General features: G+C 54.3%; 15 protein-coding genes and 2 tRNA genes. 16 read left to right on the forward strand and 1 reads right to left on the reverse strand.

All coding sequences use genetic code 11. From position 1 onward, the window contains the following. Nucleotides 1-14 precede the first annotated feature (14 nt). From ftsH to Q3O59_RS12440, 16 genes are all read left to right on the forward strand, one after another. Nucleotides 15-1,934 carry an ATP-dependent zinc metalloprotease FtsH gene (gene ftsH / locus Q3O59_RS12365; RefSeq protein WP_305945870.1) on the forward strand — a complete coding sequence of 640 codons (1,920 nt, stop codon included), beginning with the start codon at nt 15-17 and terminating at the stop codon, nt 1,932-1,934. Nucleotides 1,935-1,998: 64 nt separating this feature from the next. Then, the gene (gene folP / locus Q3O59_RS12370; RefSeq protein ID WP_305945871.1) at nt 1,999-2,838 is read left to right on the forward strand and encodes a dihydropteroate synthase; all 840 of its coding nucleotides are present in this window, start codon (nt 1,999-2,001) and stop codon (nt 2,836-2,838) included. Next, on the forward strand, nt 2,835-4,169 hold the full coding sequence (gene glmM / locus Q3O59_RS12375; RefSeq protein ID WP_305945872.1) for a phosphoglucosamine mutase: 1,335 nt from the start codon (nt 2,835-2,837) through the stop codon (nt 4,167-4,169). The genes folP and glmM overlap by 4 nt, the downstream gene beginning before the upstream one ends. Before the next feature lie 78 nt (nt 4,170-4,247). Next, complete coding sequence (tpiA, locus tag Q3O59_RS12380) at nt 4,248-4,991, forward strand: triose-phosphate isomerase (RefSeq protein WP_305945873.1); 744 nt, start codon at nt 4,248-4,250, stop codon at nt 4,989-4,991. 6 nt (nt 4,992-4,997) lie between these two features. Next, nucleotides 4,998-5,324: a preprotein translocase subunit SecG gene (secG, locus tag Q3O59_RS12385; protein WP_228589737.1), complete on the forward strand. Its 327-nt coding sequence runs from the start codon at nt 4,998-5,000 to the stop codon at nt 5,322-5,324. A gap of 13 nt (nt 5,325-5,337) precedes the next feature. Further along, nucleotides 5,338-5,422: transfer RNA gene (locus Q3O59_RS12390), tRNA-Leu, on the forward strand. Nucleotides 5,423-5,504: 82 nt separating this feature from the next. After that, nucleotides 5,505-5,581, forward strand: a tRNA-Met gene (locus Q3O59_RS12395). Between the two features lie 342 nt (nt 5,582-5,923). Then, nucleotides 5,924-6,379: a ribosome maturation factor RimP gene (gene rimP / locus Q3O59_RS12400; protein ID WP_305945874.1), complete on the forward strand. Its 456-nt coding sequence runs from the start codon at nt 5,924-5,926 to the stop codon at nt 6,377-6,379. Nucleotides 6,380-6,411: 32 nt separating this feature from the next. Then, nucleotides 6,412-7,908 carry a transcription termination factor NusA gene (nusA, locus tag Q3O59_RS12405; protein WP_305945875.1) on the forward strand — a complete coding sequence of 499 codons (1,497 nt, stop codon included), beginning with the start codon at nt 6,412-6,414 and terminating at the stop codon, nt 7,906-7,908. Nucleotides 7,909-7,933: 25 nt separating this feature from the next. Beyond that, on the forward strand, nt 7,934-10,615 hold the full coding sequence (gene infB, locus Q3O59_RS12410; RefSeq protein ID WP_228589731.1) for a translation initiation factor IF-2: 2,682 nt from the start codon (nt 7,934-7,936) through the stop codon (nt 10,613-10,615). Between the two features lie 75 nt (nt 10,616-10,690). Further along, the gene (gene rbfA, locus Q3O59_RS12415; RefSeq protein WP_305945876.1) at nt 10,691-11,125 is read left to right on the forward strand and encodes a 30S ribosome-binding factor RbfA; all 435 of its coding nucleotides are present in this window, start codon (nt 10,691-10,693) and stop codon (nt 11,123-11,125) included. Next, nucleotides 11,126-12,097: a tRNA pseudouridine(55) synthase TruB gene (gene truB, locus Q3O59_RS12420; RefSeq protein WP_305945877.1), complete on the forward strand. Its 972-nt coding sequence runs from the start codon at nt 11,126-11,128 to the stop codon at nt 12,095-12,097. Nucleotides 12,098-12,197: 100 nt separating this feature from the next. After that, nucleotides 12,198-12,467: a 30S ribosomal protein S15 gene (gene rpsO, locus Q3O59_RS12425; RefSeq protein WP_305945878.1), complete on the forward strand. Its 270-nt coding sequence runs from the start codon at nt 12,198-12,200 to the stop codon at nt 12,465-12,467. Between the two features lie 407 nt (nt 12,468-12,874). Next, complete coding sequence (gene pnp / locus Q3O59_RS12430) at nt 12,875-14,998, forward strand: polyribonucleotide nucleotidyltransferase (protein ID WP_305945879.1); 2,124 nt, start codon at nt 12,875-12,877, stop codon at nt 14,996-14,998. After that, nucleotides 14,991-15,887, forward strand: coding sequence for a lipoprotein NlpI (gene nlpI / locus Q3O59_RS12435; protein WP_305945880.1), 897 nt, complete (start codon nt 14,991-14,993; stop codon nt 15,885-15,887). Before pnp ends, nlpI begins: the two co-directional genes overlap by 8 nt. Beyond that, nucleotides 15,874-17,160 (forward strand): hypothetical protein, encoded by a 1,287-nt coding sequence (locus Q3O59_RS12440; protein WP_305945881.1) that lies wholly within the window; start codon nt 15,874-15,876, stop codon nt 17,158-17,160. The genes nlpI and Q3O59_RS12440 overlap by 14 nt, the downstream gene beginning before the upstream one ends. Here the strand turns inward: Q3O59_RS12440 and Q3O59_RS12445 are convergent. Then, on the reverse strand, nt 17,072-17,428 hold the full coding sequence (locus tag Q3O59_RS12445) for a PilZ domain-containing protein (RefSeq protein ID WP_305945882.1): 357 nt from the start codon (nt 17,426-17,428) through the stop codon (nt 17,072-17,074). The genes Q3O59_RS12440 and Q3O59_RS12445 overlap by 89 nt on opposite strands. Between the last annotated feature and the right edge of the window lie 123 nt (nt 17,429-17,551).

The raw sequence follows: 17,551 nt of genomic DNA on the forward strand, positions 1-17,551 counted from the left end.
CAACCTTGAGTGATATGGCTAAAAATCTTATCGTCTGGCTGGTGATCGCCGTCGTTTTGATGTCGATCTTCAACAGCTTTGGCCCCAGTGATGGCTCTGACCGCATGGTCAGCTACGACCAGTTTTTAAAACAGGTTGAGCAGCGCCAGATCCGTGAAGTGCAGATTGAGCGCTCTGGCGTGATTCGGGGACAAAATCGCAGCGGCGATCGTTTTGAAACCGTGATCCCCGGCGGTTACGATGGCAAGCTAATTGACGATCTGTACAAGCACGATGTGCGCATTGTCGGCAAGCCACCGGAAGAAGGCAGCTTGCTGGGTACCATTTTTATTTCCTGGTTCCCGATGCTGCTGTTGATTGGCGTCTGGATCTTCTTTATGCGGCAAATGCAAGGCGGCGGTGGCAAAGGCGCTATGTCCTTTGGCAAGAGTAAAGCTAAGCTGATGGGCGAAGATCAGATCAAAACCACCTTCAAAGACGTAGCCGGTTGCGACGAAGCCAAAGAAGAAGTCACCGAGCTGGTTGATTACCTGCGCGATCCCAGTCGTTTCCAGAAGCTGGGTGGCAAAATTCCAACCGGTATTTTGATGGTGGGACCTCCAGGCACGGGTAAAACCTTGCTGGCCAAAGCCATTGCCGGTGAAGCCAAGGTGCCTTTCTTTACCATTTCAGGCTCTGATTTCGTCGAAATGTTTGTCGGTGTCGGTGCTTCCCGGGTGCGCGATATGTTCGACCAAGCGAAAAAAGCCGCGCCTTGCATCATCTTCATTGATGAAATTGATGCGGTCGGGCGTCAGCGTGGCGCTGGCCTGGGTGGTGGTCACGATGAGCGTGAGCAAACACTGAACCAAATGCTGGTCGAAATGGATGGTTTTGATGGCAATGAAGGCATCATTGTCATTGCCGCCACCAACCGACCGGACGTGCTGGACCCTGCATTGTTGCGTCCGGGCCGCTTTGACCGTCAGGTCGTGGTGGGCTTGCCGGATGTGAAGGGCCGTGAACAAATTCTGAAAGTCCACATGCGCAAAGTACCGCTGGGTGACGATGTCGATGCATCGGTGATTGCCCGTGGCACGCCAGGCTTCTCCGGGGCCGATCTGGCCAACCTGGTCAATGAAGCAGCGCTGTTTGCAGCGCGTGGTAATCGCCGCACTGTGACCATGGACGAGTTTGAAAAAGCCAAAGACAAGATCATGATGGGTGCCGAGCGTCGTTCCATGGTGATGACGGAAAAAGACAAAGAGATGACAGCCTATCACGAAGCGGGTCATGCCATTGTCGGCCGTCTGGTACCGGAACACGATCCGGTCTACAAAGTCAGTATTATTCCACGTGGTCGGGCGCTGGGGGTCACCATGTACCTGCCAGAGCGGGATCGGGTCAGCTACAGCAAGCAACAGCTGGAAAGCATGATCAGCTCTTTGTTTGGCGGCCGGATTGCAGAAGACGTGATTTATGGCTCCGAAATGGTCACGACCGGAGCCTCCAATGACATTGAGCGTGCGACCGATTTGGCACGTAAAATGGTCACCCAATGGGGCTTCTCCGAAAAGTTGGGGCCTTTGCTGTACGCCGAAGAAGATGGTGAAGTCTTCCTGGGACGTTCCGTTGCCAAGAATAAGCACATGTCGGAAGAGACCGTCAAAACCATCGACGCTGAAATCCGTAGCTTTATCGACCGCAACTACGAGCGTGCCTACAATCTGATTAAAGAGAATATGGATATTCTGCACTCGATGAAAGATGCACTGATGAAGTACGAAACCATCGATGCCCGCCAGATTGACGACTTAATGGAGCGGCGCCCTGTGCGTGACCCGGAGAACTGGGAGCCACGTGATAAGGGCGACAAAGGCAGCTCCGACGACGACAAGGACGAAAAGGCAGCCGTAGCTCCCAATGCCGAACCATCGGAAGGGAAGATGCACTAAGCCTGTCCAGCACCATCAAAAAACCCGGCTTGCCGGGTTTTTTCTTACCGCCAGAGAATTGCTGATGAAATTACAGTTACCCCGCCAGCGTCAGTTGGACTTAACTCATCCCCAGGTGATGGGGATCCTTAATGTCACCCCGGATTCCTTTTCCGACGGTGGTCATTTTACTCAATTGGATGCAGCGCTGCGCCAGGCTGAGCAGATGCTGCAGCAGGGGGCTGCTGTGCTCGATATCGGCGGTGAGTCGACCCGCCCGGGCTCAGAGCCTGTTTCGCTGCAGCAAGAGCTGGATCGGGTGATGCCAGTGATTGAGGCCATTCGTCAGCGCTTCGATGCGGTCATCTCCATTGATACCAGCAAAGCCGATGTCATGTCAGCGGCCGTTCAGGCTGGAGCGGATATGATCAACGATGTGTACGCACTGCGGGCGGAAGGTGCCTTGCAGGCGGCAGCGAAGGCGAAGGTGCCGGTCTGTCTGATGCATATGTTGGGTGAGCCGAAAACCATGCAGCAGGCGCCTGAGTATGACGATGTGACCCGTGAGGTGCTGAGCTTTATGCAGCAGCGCATTGCTGCCTGTGTGGATGCCGGGATCCCACCAAGCCAATTGCTGCTGGATCCTGGCTTTGGTTTTGGCAAAACACTGGCACAAAATTATCAATTGTTGCAGCAGCTGGAGCACTGGCTACCGCTTGGTTTGCCTTTGCTGGTTGGGATGTCCCGTAAGTCGATGATAGGCAATTTACTGAATCAGCCGGTCTCTGAGCGATTGGCAGGCAGTCTGGCCTGTGCCACAATAGCCGCCATCAAAGGAGCCCGTATCATTCGGGTGCACGACGTCAAAGCGACGGTGGATGCCATGGCGGTGGTCAGGGCAAGCCTGCATGGAGTAACTGCATGAGTAGAAAATATTTTGGCACCGATGGGGTGCGTGGCAAAGTTGGTGAGTTTCCAATCACCCCCGAATTTGCGATGAAGTTGGGTTGGGCCGCAGGCCGGGTGCTGTCAAAAAGTGGTACCCGTAAAGTCTTGATTGGTAAAGACACTCGGATTTCTGGTTACTTGCTGGAAACGGCGCTTGAAGCTGGACTGGTGGCTGCCGGTATTGATGTGCGTTTACTTGGCCCCATGCCTACCCCTGCCGTGGCTTATTTAACCCGAACCTTTCGGGCCGAAGCCGGCATTGTGATCAGCGCTTCGCACAACCCCTATTACGACAATGGCATCAAATTTTTCTCAGCCGATGGCACCAAACTGCCGGATGAGGTGGAGCTTGCCATCGAAAACGAACTGGAACAGCCGATGGTCTGTGTCTCTTCGGAGCAACTGGGCAAAGCGGTGCGGGTGGATGATGCGGCGGGTCGATACATTGAGTTTTGCAAAAGCCACTTGCCGAACCATATGTCGTTAAAAGGTTTTCGGTTGGTATTGGACTGTGCCCATGGCGCGACCTACCACATCGCGCCCAATGTTTTTCGCGAACTTGGCGCCGAGGTTACCGTGATTGGTGCCAGTCCGGATGGCCTGAATATCAATGCTGAATGCGGTGCGACCCACACGCAGGCCTTGCAGCAAAAGGTGGTGGAGTCCGGAGCTGATCTGGGCATTGCCTACGACGGCGATGGCGACCGGGTGATGATGGTTGACCAATCCGGTCGAGTGATTGATGGCGATGAAATTGTTTACATGATTGCCCGGGCTGCGCAGAAACAGAATCGTTTGCACGGCGGTGTGGTCGGTACCCAAATGAGCAATATGGGACTGGAGCTGGCCCTGGCTGAGCTGAAGATCCCATTTGTGCGCAGCAAAGTCGGCGATCGCTATGTGATGGAGTTGTTGCGTGAGCACGACTGGCGGATTGGCGGTGAAAACTCAGGTCATGTGCTGAACCTGGATCATACCTGCACCGGCGATGGCATCATCGCCTCATTGCAGGTACTGACGGCAATGATTCAGGAGCAGCTGAGTCTGGCCGAGTTAAGTCAGGGCATGAGCAAGTTGCCACAGGTGCTGGTCAATGTGAAGTTTGAAAAAGGCACCGCACCGCTGGATAAGCAAAACGTCAAGCAGGCCATTGCCGATGTCGAGGAAAAATTGGCGGGCAAAGGCCGGGTGCTGATTCGGAAATCCGGTACTGAACCTTTGATTCGGGTGATGGTGGAAGGCGAAGTCCGCTCCGAGGTCGAGCACTATGCTCAGACCATCGCCGATGCGGTTAAAATCGCCAGTTAACACTGAATGAATGCCGGAAACTTGAGATAGCCGGAGCCATTCGGTACTATCGTCCGGCTGCTACAACAAGGAATCAAGATGACAATGCGAAAGCCACTGGTTGCCGCCAATTGGAAAATGAATGGCAATGCTGCACTGGCGCAGGATATGTTGCAGACTTTAGCCGGCCACGCCTTACCAGAGCTTGATGTGCTGATTTGCCCGCCTGCCACCTTGTTGCAGCCATTGGCGCACAGCGCGCATTGCCTGCTCGGCGCGCAGAATCTGAGTCAGTTCAGCGACGGTGCTTACACTGGGGAGTTAAGTGCGGCTTTATTATCTGAAGCGGGTGTGCGCTATGTACTGGTGGGCCATTCCGAGCGCCGTACCTTGTTTGGCGAAAGCGATGCCGTGGTGCTGGCGAAGATGGAACAAGCCATCGCCCATGGACTGATCCCGGTGTTTTGTCTGGGTGAAAATCTGCAGCAACGACAGCAAGAAAAAACCAGCGAGGTGCTTGCGAAACAATTGGCTGCAGTGTATGCTTCGCATCCCGAATTCATTGGTAAATCGGTCGTTGCCTACGAGCCGGTTTGGGCCATTGGTACCGGAGAAGCCGCCAGTCCGGAGCAAGCGCAACAAGCGCATGCGTTTATCCGCCAACAACTGGCGAATTACGATGCCGAGGCCGCTGATTCCGTTCGTATCTTGTACGGTGGCAGTGTTAAAGCCGCCAACGCGGAAGAACTTTTTCGTCAGGCCGATATCGACGGTGGTTTGGTCGGTGGTGCCAGTTTGAATGCGGACGAATTTCTGAAAATTTGCCAAAGTGCAAAGGGTTAACGAATTATGTTTGAAGTCTTTATGGTGTTGTATTTGCTGGTGGCCTTGTCGCTGATTGGCTTGATCTTGATCCAGCACGGCAAAGGTGCCGACATGGGCGCAGCTTTTGGCGCCGGAGCATCTTCTACTGTCTTTGGTTCGGCAGGTCAGGGTAATTTCCTCACCAAGACCACCACAGTGTTGGCGGTGGTATTCTTTGTGCTGAGCATTGTGTTGGGTCGTTACACTGCGGGTCAAAGCAGTCAGGTTGACTCCTGGCAAGATCTGTCGGTGCCCATGTCTGAATCTGTTCCAGCACAGCCAGAAGAAAACGAAATTCCGTTCGGAAATTAATTCGAACAACTCAGCCGAGGTGGTGAAATTGGTAGACACGCTATCTTGAGGGGGTAGTGTCTTCGGACGTGCGGGTTCAAGTCCCGCTCTCGGCACCAAACATCAGGCAACAGCCGGCATAAATCGTCTAAGCTGTTGCGGTACTAAGCTCACAACTATATAATAGTTGGCAATTACGGACGCGGGATGGAGCAGCCTGGTAGCTCGTCGGGCTCATAACCCGAAGGTCGTCGGTTCAAATCCGGCTCCCGCAACCAATTTAATGGTATCCATGGTTATACTGAATCGCCCTCGGGCTCCTCTTTATAACCACGGGGCGAAGGTCGAAATCCGGCTCCCGCAACCAATTTCGCTAATTTTAAATTAGCTAGTTCACAGTCACCGAACTGTGGAGCGATCGTCAGTAGTGATGCTCGCCACGATTAATTCAGCATTGATTTTGGCGATAAATCAGTGCTTTCGGATACTAAATTCGCCCCGCTTGTTCGGGGCGTTTTTATATCTGCAAACTAAGTTTGTAGAATGGGCGTTGCGCCCATTTTTTGTTTAATCCCTGTAGCTGGCACGCATTCTTTGTGCCGGTGGCTCTGGAGGTTTTCTTGGCGAAACAGGAACAACAGTTAACAGCCCTGTTGACACCCACAGTGGCAGCCGCTGGGTTTGAGTTGCTGGGCATCGAATTTATTCGTGCCGGCAAGCACTCAACGGTACGGCTTTATATTGATCATCCGGATGGAGTGACGGTCGATCACTGCGCTGTGGTCAGCCGCGAGGTCAGTGCCATTTTGGACGTGGAAGACCCCATCGCGCACGAGTACGTGCTGGAAGTCTCGTCGCCAGGTCTGGATCGGCCTTTGTTTACGCCCGAGCACTTTGCCAAAGCCGTAGGCAGCAAGGTGGAGCTAAAGCTGGCGATTCCACAAGATGGCCGCCGCAAATTCAAGGGCATGTTGTTGGCGATTGAAGACGATATGCTGGTAGTAGAAATCGATGGCAAGCAATTCCGTTTGCTGATGGATAATGTTGAAAAGGCAAATATTGTACCTGTGTTTTGACAACAGACAGGTCCAACAGAGGCAGCAAGAAAATGGCAAAAGAAATTTTATTGGTTGTTGATGCGGTTTCAAATGAAAAGTCCGTGCCGAGAGAGAAAATTTTCGAAGCGCTGGAGTACGCATTGGCAGCTGCCACCAAAAAGAAAAACGAAGGCGACATTGAAGTTCGGGTCAGCATTGATCGCAAGACAGGCTCTTTTGATACCTTCCGTCGCTGGGAAGTGGTGCCAGATGACCAGCCGATTGAGCACCCTTATCGTGAAATCACGCTTTCGGCTGCTCAGTACGAGCAACCTGAGCTACAGGTCGGCGATTTTGTTGAAGAGCAAATCGAGTCCATCGTCTTTGATCGCATCACCACTCAGATGGCCAAGCAAGTCATTGTGCAAAAAGTCCGCGAAGCCGAGCGCTCGCAAGTGGTGGAAGCCTATCTGGATCAAGTGGGTGAGTTGGTCACCGGTGTGGTGAAAAAAGCCAACCGTGAGAACATCATTGTCGACTTAGGCAACAATGCCGAAGCCTTACTGACGCGTGAACACATGTTGCCGCGGGAAACCTTCCGTACCGGCGATCGCATCCGTGCTTTGTTGTACGAAGTCAAGCCGGAGGCCCGTGGTGCTCAGTTGTTTTTAAGCCGCACCCGTCCGGAAATGCTGATTGAGCTGTTCCGCATCGAAGTGCCGGAAATTGGTGAAGAGATGATCGAGCTGCGCGGTGCCGCACGTGATCCTGGTTCACGCGCCAAAATTGCCGTCAAAACCAACGATCGTCGGATCGACCCGGTCGGTGCCTGTGTTGGTATGCGTGGTTCACGGGTGCAAGCCGTTTCCGGTGAACTGGGTGGCGAGCGGGTAGACATCGTGTTGTACGACGACAACGATGCTCAGTTTGTAATCAATGCCATGGCCCCGGCCGAAGTGGCTTCCATCGTGGTGGACGAAGACGCCCATTCGATGGACATCGCGGTGGAAGAAGGCAACCTGGCAATGGCCATTGGACGTAACGGTCAGAACATTCGTCTGGCCAGTCAACTGACTGGTTGGGAGCTGAATGTGATGACGGTTGAAGACATGCAGAAGAAGCATCAGGAAGAAGCCAGCAAAGTCATTGATTTGTTCACCAGCACGCTGGAAGTGGACGAAGACTTTGCCTCAGTCCTGGTGGATGAGGGCTTTTCGACCCTGGAAGAAATTGCTTATGTCCCGGTTTCTGAGCTGCTGTCGATTGATGGCTTCGATGAAGACATCGTCGAAGAGCTGCGCAGCCGTGCCAAGGCTTACCTGACCACGCAGGCGCTGGCGTCAGAAGAGTCACTGGAAGGTGCCAAGCCTTCGGAAGAGTTGCTGGCCCTGGAAGGTCTGGATACCCACACTGCTTATGTATTGGCCAGTAAAGGGGTCGTCACTCTGGACGACCTGGCAGAGCAAGGCGTTGATGACTTGCTGGATTTAACCGATATCAAAGAAGATCAGGCTGCGGCGCTGATCATGGCTGCCAGAAACATTGTCTGGTTCAGCGAAGAGAATTAATGGATCAACGGAGGTAACAACCTATATGGCAGAAGTCACCATAGAAAAGCTCGCCACAGATGTGAACACAACTGTTGATCGCTTAGTGCAACAATTTGCCGATGCCGGCATTAGCAAAACAGCCGGCTCGATGGTCACCGAAGATGAGAAGCGCACCTTATTGCAGCACCTGAGTCGTCAGCACGGTGCCGAGGCTGCGACACCGTCTAAGCTGACCTTAAAGCGTAAAGAAAAAACCACCCTGAGCGTGCCAGGTGGTGCTGGGCGTAACCGTGAAGTCACGGTGGAAGTGCGCAAGCAAAAAACCTACATCAAAAAGCCGATGTTGGACGAAGCGACCTTAAAGGCGCAGGAAGAAGCCCGCCTGGCTGAAGAAAAAGCCAAAGCGGAAGCCGAACGTGCCGAGCGTGAGCGTCAGGAAGCACAGCGTAAAGCGAAAGCTGAAGCCGAGCGTCGTGCCAAAGAAGAAGCTGAACGTAAAGCCGCCGAAGCCAAGCGTCGTGAAGAGCAGAAAAAAGACGATCCGGAAGAAGCGGCCCGTCGAGCTGCCCGCGAAGAAGCACGCAAAGAGGCCGAGCGTCTGAAACAACAGCAAGAAGCCGAAGCGCTGCGTAAGCTGGAAGAAGAAGCCCGCAAACAGGCGGAAGAAGCCAAGCGTCTGGCGGAAGAAAACCGCGAGCGTTGGGAGCAGGAAGAAAAGGCCAAAGGCGCTGAGGAAGGCGATTATCACCTGACCAGCAATGAATTTGCCAAGCAAGCCGAAGATGAAGTCGACGCCCGCGAAGAGCGTGCTGGTCGACGTGGCACGCCGGCGAAAAAAGCCACTGCTGCCAAAGGCAAAAAGAAAGATGATCGCAACGATCGTGAAGCTTTTAACCGTGCCAACAAGCACAGCAAGAAAAAGAAAACCCCGACCAGCATGCAGCACGGCTTTAACAAGCCAGCCCAGCCGGTTGAGCGTGAAGTCCGCATAGGGGAAACCATTACGGTAGCGGAGCTTGCGGCCAAGATGGCGGTGAAAGCGACCGAAGTAATCAAGGTGATGATGAAAATGGGGGCCATGGCCACCATCAACCAGGTCATCGATCAGGAAACCGCGGCCATTGTCTGTGAAGAGATGGGCCACAAGTTTATCCTGACCAAAGAGAATGAGCTGGAAGAAGCCGTGATCTCAGAGCGTGGCGAAACCGGTGAGCTGGAAGCACGTGCGCCGGTGGTGACCGTGATGGGTCACGTTGACCACGGTAAAACCTCCTTGCTGGACTACATTCGTAAAGCCAAGGTCGCTGCCGGTGAAGCCGGTGGTATTACCCAGCACATTGGTGCTTATCACGTCGATACCGATCGCGGCATGGTGACTTTCCTGGATACCCCAGGTCACGCAGCCTTTACCTCGATGCGGGCCCGTGGTGCCAAAGCAACCGATATCGTTATTTTGGTTGTTGCCGCCGACGATGGTGTGATGCCGCAAACCAAAGAAGCCATTCAGCATGCGAAAGCGGCCGGTGTGCCTTTGATTGTTGCCGTCAACAAAATGGATAAGCCAGAAGCCGATCCGGATCGGGTGCGCAACGAGTTGTCGCAGTACGACGTTATTTCAGAAGAGTGGGGCGGCGATACGCAGTTCGTGCCTGTCTCTGCGAAAGCCGGTACCGGTATCGACCAATTGCTGGATGCGGTGCTTGATTTGGCCGAAATTCAGGAACTGACCGCAGTGAAAGCCGGTCTGGCGCGTGGTGTCGTTATCGAATCCCGCCTGGACAAAGGGCGTGGTCCGGTCGCGTCCATCCTGGTGCAGGAAGGCACGTTGAATCAGGGCGATGTGGTGCTCTGTGGTTTTGAGTACGGTAAAGTGCGTGCCATGCGTGATGAGAATGGCCGTACCGTCAGCCAGGCTGGCCCGTCCATTCCGGTCGAAATCCTTGGCTTGTCGGGTGTCCCCCAGGCTGGTGATGAAGTGACCGTGGTGAAAGACGAGCGTAAAGCCCGTGAAGTCGCGTTGTACCGTCAGGGCAAGTTCCGCGATGTTAAACTGGCGCGTCAGCAAAAAGCCAAGCTGGAAAACATGTTTGCCAATATGTCAGAAGGCGATGTCGCCGAGCTGAATATCGTCCTAAAAGCCGATGTTCAGGGCTCGGTAGAAGCCATCAACGAAGCCTTGAGCAAACTGTCGACCGATGAAGTGAAAATCAAAATCATCGGCAGCGGTGTCGGTGGTATCACCGAGACCGACGTCAGCCTGGCGGCAGCCTCGCAAGCCATCATTATCGGCTTCAACGTCCGGGCCGATGCCTCGGCACGTCGTATTGTCGAAGAGGAAGGTTTGGATCTGCGCTACTACGGCATCATTTACGAGCTGCTGGATGAAGTGAAGCAGGCCATGACCGGCATGCTGGCACCTGAATTCAAGCAACAGATCATTGGTCTGGCACAGGTTCGTGATGTGTTCCGCTCACCGAAGTTTGGCGCCATTGCCGGTTGTATCGTCAGCGAAGGCGTGATCAAGCGCAATGCCCCAATCCGGGTGCTGCGTGACAACGTGGTGATTTACGAAGGCGAGCTGGAGTCGCTGCGTCGCTTTAAAGACGACGTCAACGAGGTTCGTAATGGCTTCGAATGTGGTATCGGTGTGAAGAACTACAACGATGTTCGCGAAGGCGACCAGATCGAAGTCTTTGAGGTGGTGCAGGTCGAGCGTACGCTGTAATCTGACCGCGCAAATAACAACACCATCAGGGCCTTCGGGTTGCTGATGGTGTTTGTGTTTTTAAAGGAAACTAAAATGGCACACAAAGAATTTTCCCGTGTCGACCGGCTGTCGCAACAGCTGCAAAAAGAACTGGCGGTGATTTTGCAACGCGAAATCAAAGATCCCCGCTTGCACACCATGATTACCGTTTCTCAGGTCGATGTGTCGCGCGATCTGTCCTACGCCAAAATTTACGTCACCTTTTTAGGCCTGGCAGAGGACAAAATCAAAGACAACCTGAAAATTTTAAACGATGCCAAGGGCTTTATTCGCAGCCTGATTGGCAAGCGGATCCAAACCCGCATTGTGCCTCAGGTGCAGTTTTACTACGACAGCACCCTGGATGAGGGCATTCGCCTGACGGCGCTGGTCGAGTCTGCCCGTCGTGCCGATGAAGCCAAGCGTCCGGCAGCCAGTACTGAAGACGAGCCGGCTGAACCCAACAACAGCGACGACAAGCAGGATTAAATGACTCAAGGTTCGAAACGCCGCCCTGTCGACGGTATTTTGTTGTTGAACAAGCCGCTGGAATTTAGCAGCAACGGCATTTTGCAAAAGGTGCGTTGGCTCTATCAGGCGCAAAAAGCCGGCCATACCGGCGCGCTGGATCCTTTAGCCAGTGGCTTGTTGCCAATTTGCTTTGGCGAGGCCACCAAGTTCAGTCAGTTCTTGCTGGATACCGATAAAACCTATCTGGTCAGCGCCCGTTTTGGCATCCGCACCGATACCAGCGATGCCGCTGGCGAGGTGGTCAGCACCCGGCCAGTGGCGTTCAATCAACCGCAGCTGGAGCAGGCGATGCAGGCCTTTCGTGGCGATATCCTGCAGGTGCCAACCATGTTTTCGGCGCTAAAATACCAGGGCCAGCCGCTGTACAAGTATGCCCGGCAAGGCATTACAGTACCGCGTGAAGCCAGACCGATCAGCATCTTCCGTTTTGAGCTGCTGGCCCTGCGCCAAAGCAGCGAGCAGAACCATGCTGATTTTACCGCGGCTGATTTTACCGAGGCCGACTTTATAGTGCATTGCAGCAAAGGCACCTACATCCGCACCCTGATTGATGACTTGGGCGAAGCCCTCGGCTGCGGCGCTTACGTCAGTGCCTTGCACCGTACCCAGGTCGGGCCATTTCTGGCCGAAGCCATGCACGATTTAGCCAGTCTGGAAGCCTTGGCAGAGCCCTGCCATCAGAGCCGGGATTTCTCGGCGCTGGATCAGCTGCTGCTACCGTTGGATGCGGCCTTGCATGGCCTGGAAGCCTTAACGCTAAGCGCCGAGCAGCAGCGCCGTATTGCTCACGGCCAAAGTTTTGGCTGCGAGCTGCCGGATGCTGAAGCGGTGCGCTTGTACAGTGCTGAGCAGCAATTTTTGGGTATCGGCAAACGGGAGCAGGGCGAGCTGAAGCCCCGGCGGCTGCTGAGCACCAACAAAAACTTGTAAAGCAGCGCTGGCATGGTACAATGCGCGCGCTTTTTATTGTTGGCTGAATGAGTGATCGGCGGCAATACATTCATTAACTCACTCAGAATTGGAGTACACCATGGCTTTAACTGTTGCTGAAAAAGCGAAAATCGTTGCGGAATACGCACAAAAAGAAGGTGACACAGGTTCACCAGAAGTGCAGGTTGCTTTGCTGACTGCAAACATCAACCACCTGCAAGGTCACTTTGCTGATCACAAGCACGATTTCCACTCACGCCGCGGTCTGCTGCGTATGGTTAGCCAGCGTCGTAAATTGCTGGACTACCTGAAAGGCAAAGATCAAAGCCGTTACGCTGATTTGATCAAGCGTCTTGGCCTGCGTCGTTAATTCAACGCAGAGAAAAAGGGCTGAATTTCAGCCCTTTTTTTATGCCTGAAAAACAGCACTGACAAACCTTCCCGCCACACCAGCCACGTGTAGCAATGCTCTTGTAGGCTGCCGTAAAAAAATCACCGCGCTCAAGACCTGACGAAGCGCACCAGCCCCCGCTGACATCCGCGATATGATCTTTGGCAACTACATAGTGCGTTATTCGCTGCATGCAAGCACGATCATCGTGCTAAGGCTATGGCATGGGCTTGAAAACGACCGTTAAGCCATCCGCCGATTGTGTCAATCCGATGAAACCTTAGCCCACTGCTTCTTTTTCCCGCGCTGAAGGCGTATACTAGCCCGGAATGAAATGAAAATAGATAGAACGCGCCATGAGGCGTTAATTGTAAGGAAAATCCCACGTGACACCCATCATTAAATCTTTCCCGTTTGGCCAACACACTTGTACTTTAGAAACCGGCGTTATCGCCCGTCAGGCCGACGCAGCAGTTTTGGCCAGCATCGGCGACACCTCGGTTCTGGTGACCGTGGTTGGTAAAAAACAACCCAAGCCAGGCCAGGACTTTTTCCCGCTGACGGTCAACTACCAGGAAAAAATGTACGCAGCCGGTCGGGTACCAGGCGGCTTCTTCAAGCGTGAAGGCCGTCCATCAGAAGGCGAAACCTTAACAGCGCGTCTGATTGACCGCCCAATTCGTCCACTGTTCCCAGAAGGCTTCACCAACGAAGTTCAGGTGATTGCAACGGTCGTTTCGGTGCAGCCTGAAATTCAGCCGGACATCGTAGCCTTGCTGGGTACCTCCGCAGCGCTGGCGCTGTCAGGTATTCCATTTGCTGGCCCTATCGGTGCCGCCCGTGTTGGTTACATCAACGACCAGTACGTGCTGAACCCATCCGAAGCAGAGCTGAAAGAAAGCAAGCTGGATCTGGTGGTCGCTGGTACCAACAACGCCGTGCTGATGGTGGAATCCGAAGCCAACCTGCTGTCGGAAGACATCATGTTGGGCGCTGTGGTCTATGGCCATGAGCAAATGCAGGTCGCTATCACCGCCATCAACGAGCTGAAAGCAGAAGCTGGCAAACCAGCCTGGGATTGGCAGGCTCCGGCGAAAAACGAGCCGTTGATTGAAAAGGTGCAACACCACTGTGCTGCGGCTCTGAGCGAAGCCTATCAGATCACTGAAAAAGCCAAGCGTTACGACCGCATCAAAGAAATCAAAGCCGATTTGATTGAGAAGCTGACCGCTGAGCTGGCCGAAGGTGAAAGCCTGGATGAGCACGAAGTCGGTGATGTGTTCCACGAGCTGGAAAGCAAAACCGTTCGTAGCCGTATCATTGCCGGTGAGCCACGCATCGATGGCCGTGAACCAGACATGGTACGTGCCCTGAGCGTGATGACTGGTGTACTGCCACGTACCCACGGCTCTTCACTTTTCACCCGCGGTGAAACCCAGGCGCTGGTCACCTGTACTTTAGGGACTGCCCGTGATGCGCAGAACGTCGATGACTTGCTGAGCGAGAAAAAAGACTACTTCATGCTGCATTACAACTTCCCTCCGTACTGTGTGGGCGAGACTGGCATGGTCGGTTCACCCAAGCGTCGCGAAATCGGCCACGGTCGTCTGGCCAAGCGTGGTGTGCAAGCGGTGATGCCATCCTTTGATGAGTTCCCGTACACAGTACGTCTGGTGTCTGAAATCACCGAATCAAACGGCTCCAGCTCGATGGCGTCTGTTTGTGGTTCTTCCCTGGCGATGATGGATGCCGGTGTTCCGATCAAAGCCTCTGTGGCTGGTATTGCCATGGGTCTGGTAAAAGAAGGCGACAACTTTGTGGTACTGTCCGATATTCTGGGTGACGAAGATCACCTGGGTGACATGGACTTCAAAGTGGCCGGCACTGCCGAAGGCATCACTGCGCTGCAGATGGACATCAAAATTGACGGCATTACCCGCGACATCATGCAAATTGCCCTGAAGCAAGCCAAAGCGGCTCGTTTGCACATTCTGCAAGTGATGGATCAGGCAATTTCTTCGCACCGTGAAGAGTTGTCTGAGCACGCGCCTCGCATTTACTCCTTAAGCATCAACCCGGAGAAAATCCGTGATGTGATTGGTAAAGGTGGCGCTGTGATCCGTCAAATCACCGAAGAGTCCGGTTGTACCATCGAAATCGAAGACGATGGCACGGTCAAAGTGGCGGCGACCAACAGCAAGCAAGCTCAGGTTGCCATCGACAAGATCATGCTGATCACCGCCGAGCTGGAAGTGGGTCGTATCTACGACGGCGAAGTGGTTCGTATTGTTGATTTCGGTGCTTTCGTCAACGTGCTGCCTGGCAAAGACGGCCTGGTCCACATTTCGCAAATTGCGGAAGAGCGGGTCAACACCGTGTCGGATCACCTGACCCTGGGCCAGAAGGTCAAAGTGAAGGTGCTGGAAGTCGACAAGCAAGGACGGGTTCGTCTGAGCATCAAAGAAGCACAAAGCAAGCAGGACGCACCTGCTGAGTCAGCGGATGCCTAATCGCATGCCCTGGCGGGCTCTGGCAGCAGCTTGTCTGCTGCTGGGCCTGAGTGGCTGTGCCAGCCAGCACAGCCACCCCTCTCCTTATTGGCTGACCCCCGAGCCCTTACCGGTACAGCAACGCACGGAAGTGGCGATTGCCCGTCTGACTGAAATCCTCCATCGCGCTGAACTGACCGAACCACAACTGGCCCAATTGCATTACGATCGTGGTGTAATGTACGAAAGTGTCGGTTTAACGGTATTGGCACGCTTTGATTTTATGCGGGCGCTGCGGCTGCAGCCGGACTTGGCGGGTGCCTACAATTTCATGGGGATCCATTACACCCTGGCCGGCAACTTTGAGCAAGCCTATGAGGCTTTTGACTCGGTGCTGGAGCTGGATCCCAGCTACGAGTTTGCTTACCTGAACCGGGCTTTGGCGCTGTACTATGCCGGTCGTATTGACCTCTCATTGTACGACTTTGTTGAGTTTCAGCAGCGCGAGTCCACCGATCCTTATCGGGCGGTCTGGCTCTATCTGGCAGCCGCCGAACTGGATCCAGAGCAGGCCAGAGCGCAGCTGCTGCTGCAACGCGAAGAACTGGACGAGTCCAATTGGGGCACCTGGCTGGCCGACTTTTTTCTGGGTAGCATCAATGAGAGCGAATTGCTGCTCAGTGTCAGTCAGGATCTGACCAGTCCGCGCCAACTGGCTGAGCGACTCTGTGAAGCCTACTTCTACCTGGCCAAGTGGCACAGCATGCAAGGCGATGCCGAGCGCGCCATGCAGAACTTTAAGTTGTCGCTGGCCACCAACGTCTTCGAGTTCCTCGAGCATCGCTTCGCCCGGCTGGAGTTGGCCCGGCTGCGCGATGAACCCCTGAGTGCTGAGGATGGCTTTTTCTAAGATGCTGGCTGGCAGCGTACGCCCAAGGCTAGTTGGCCTGGCGCTGCTGCTGGGCCTGTTGGGTTGTCAGCCCAAAGGGCCAGGGCCGGAACAGGCGCTGCTGGATGCGGCGCAGACCGATGCCCAGGCGGCTCATCGTTTGGCGCAGCGCCGGTTAGCCAATCAGGAACTCGACGCTGCCCAGTACTGGTTTGAACACGCCTGGTCGCTTGGCGAGCCCGCAGCCGCAACCGGTGCCGTGATGTTACGGCAACGCCAGCAAGGGGCTCTGGCTACGGCTAAATGGCTGGAACAGCAGCATCAGGAGTCGCTTGAGGACTCGGAACTCGATTTAGCCGCGCTCGGGCTCTGGCATCTGCAAGCCCGCTCCCAAGCCGACTGGCCGTTCTGGCTCTATCCGGGACTGACCGACCAGCCTGGCTGGTTTCCTGAACAGGGCTGCCAGTTGCGCATTCAACCTATTGCGGTCAACAGCGCCGCGGCCCGTCAATGGCAACAACTGCAGCATGATTGGCAACAGGATAGCCAGTTGAGCCAGCTGGCGGTCTGCTTTACCCCACTTCGACTGATCAGCAGCACTGAGCTTGCCTGTACCGAGAGCAGTGATACCCGGATTGGCTGTGATTACCAGCGTTTAATTCCTTATGTGCGCGATGCTTCGGTGCAGCAGTTGGTGATTGTGGGGGGCCGTGGCAAAGCAAGCTACAACAATGGCATCATTCAGCTGCCCGAGCGGGCCGGGTTATCACTTCTGCGGCATGAGTTCATGCATATTTTCCAGTTTATGGATGAGTATGCGCTGCCCGCCGAAGCCGCCCAAGAAGTCTGTCAGCCCGATCGCCTCTATCCCAACATTCTGATAGGCCGTGACCAGCTGGCGGCGTATCAACAGCACTGGGGCCGCTTGCCAGAGCCATTGGCGCTGACACCGGTCGATACCTGCAACAACAGCCCTCATCAGGCCTATCGACTGATAGCCCAAAGCAACAGCATGGAATGGCACCAGCTGGACTTGCCGGATTACTACCTGCAACTGGTGAAGCAGCAACTGCAGCAGCCCGAGCAGTTGATGCCGGTGCAGTATTTTCTGGCCTATCAGGCCCGGTTGCATGAGGATGATGCGGATTGGCTGCGGCTGATGCAGCTGGCTGAGGAGTTGGGCTACCCCGATGCCAGTCGCTTGCTTAATCTTTATGAGTTAGCTCAGAGAGCTCACGCTCCAGCAGCTGATCATCACCCAGGTTCAGTTGCACCAGTCGTTTTAAGTGACTGATGCTGTCGAGATCTATTTTTTCGCAGTGCAAACCCAACAAGTTTTCCCGTTGATGGGCAATGCTGACCAGCATCTGAATACTCAGTTGGCTGTCTTGCAGCGGGAAATGCAGCTCCATCTGCTGCACATGCTCGGGCAAGGTTTCGGGCCTGGTGACCAGAGCGCCTTTTAACGACAAATCCAACAGGGTCGTTTCGTAATGTTGCTTTCCAAGATGCAGGCTGGCCGGCCCCTGAAAGGCAATGCGGTGAAAACGGCGGTTGTCCATAAAAGCCCTCATTGGCTGAGATTGCTTCAAGCATAGCCGGTTCATGCCACTTTATCATCTGTTTTTAGGGTGAAATTGGTAAAGAAACAAAGCCTGCATTACACTTGAATCAGAGCCCTGAAG

This window comes from Alkalimonas delamerensis, from assembly GCF_030717955.1.
Lineage (GTDB): Bacteria > Pseudomonadota > Gammaproteobacteria > Enterobacterales > Alteromonadaceae > Alkalimonas > Alkalimonas delamerensis.

Excerpts from the sequence above, each read along its gene's own strand:
- ftsH (WP_305945870.1), top strand. The coding sequence starts at position 15 with ATGGCTAAAAATCTTATCGTCTGGCTGGTGATCGCCGTCGTTTTGATG.
- folP (WP_305945871.1), top strand. The coding sequence starts at position 1,999 with ATGAAATTACAGTTACCCCGCCAGCGTCAGTTGGACTTAACTCATCCC.
- glmM (WP_305945872.1), top strand. The coding sequence starts at position 2,835 with ATGAGTAGAAAATATTTTGGCACCGATGGGGTGCGTGGCAAAGTTGGT.
- tpiA (WP_305945873.1), top strand. The coding sequence starts at position 4,248 with ATGACAATGCGAAAGCCACTGGTTGCCGCCAATTGGAAAATGAATGGC.
- secG (WP_228589737.1), top strand. The coding sequence starts at position 4,998 with ATGTTTGAAGTCTTTATGGTGTTGTATTTGCTGGTGGCCTTGTCGCTG.
- nusA (WP_305945875.1), top strand. The coding sequence starts at position 6,412 with ATGGCAAAAGAAATTTTATTGGTTGTTGATGCGGTTTCAAATGAAAAG.
- infB (WP_228589731.1), top strand. The coding sequence starts at position 7,934 with ATGGCAGAAGTCACCATAGAAAAGCTCGCCACAGATGTGAACACAACT.
- rbfA (WP_305945876.1), top strand. The coding sequence starts at position 10,691 with ATGGCACACAAAGAATTTTCCCGTGTCGACCGGCTGTCGCAACAGCTG.
- truB (WP_305945877.1), top strand. The coding sequence starts at position 11,126 with ATGACTCAAGGTTCGAAACGCCGCCCTGTCGACGGTATTTTGTTGTTG.
- rpsO (WP_305945878.1), top strand. The coding sequence starts at position 12,198 with ATGGCTTTAACTGTTGCTGAAAAAGCGAAAATCGTTGCGGAATACGCA.
- nlpI (WP_305945880.1), top strand. The coding sequence starts at position 14,991 with ATGCCTAATCGCATGCCCTGGCGGGCTCTGGCAGCAGCTTGTCTGCTG.
- Q3O59_RS12440 (WP_305945881.1), top strand. The coding sequence starts at position 15,874 with ATGGCTTTTTCTAAGATGCTGGCTGGCAGCGTACGCCCAAGGCTAGTT.
- Q3O59_RS12445 (WP_305945882.1), bottom strand. The coding sequence starts at position 17,428 with ATGGACAACCGCCGTTTTCACCGCATTGCCTTTCAGGGGCCGGCCAGC.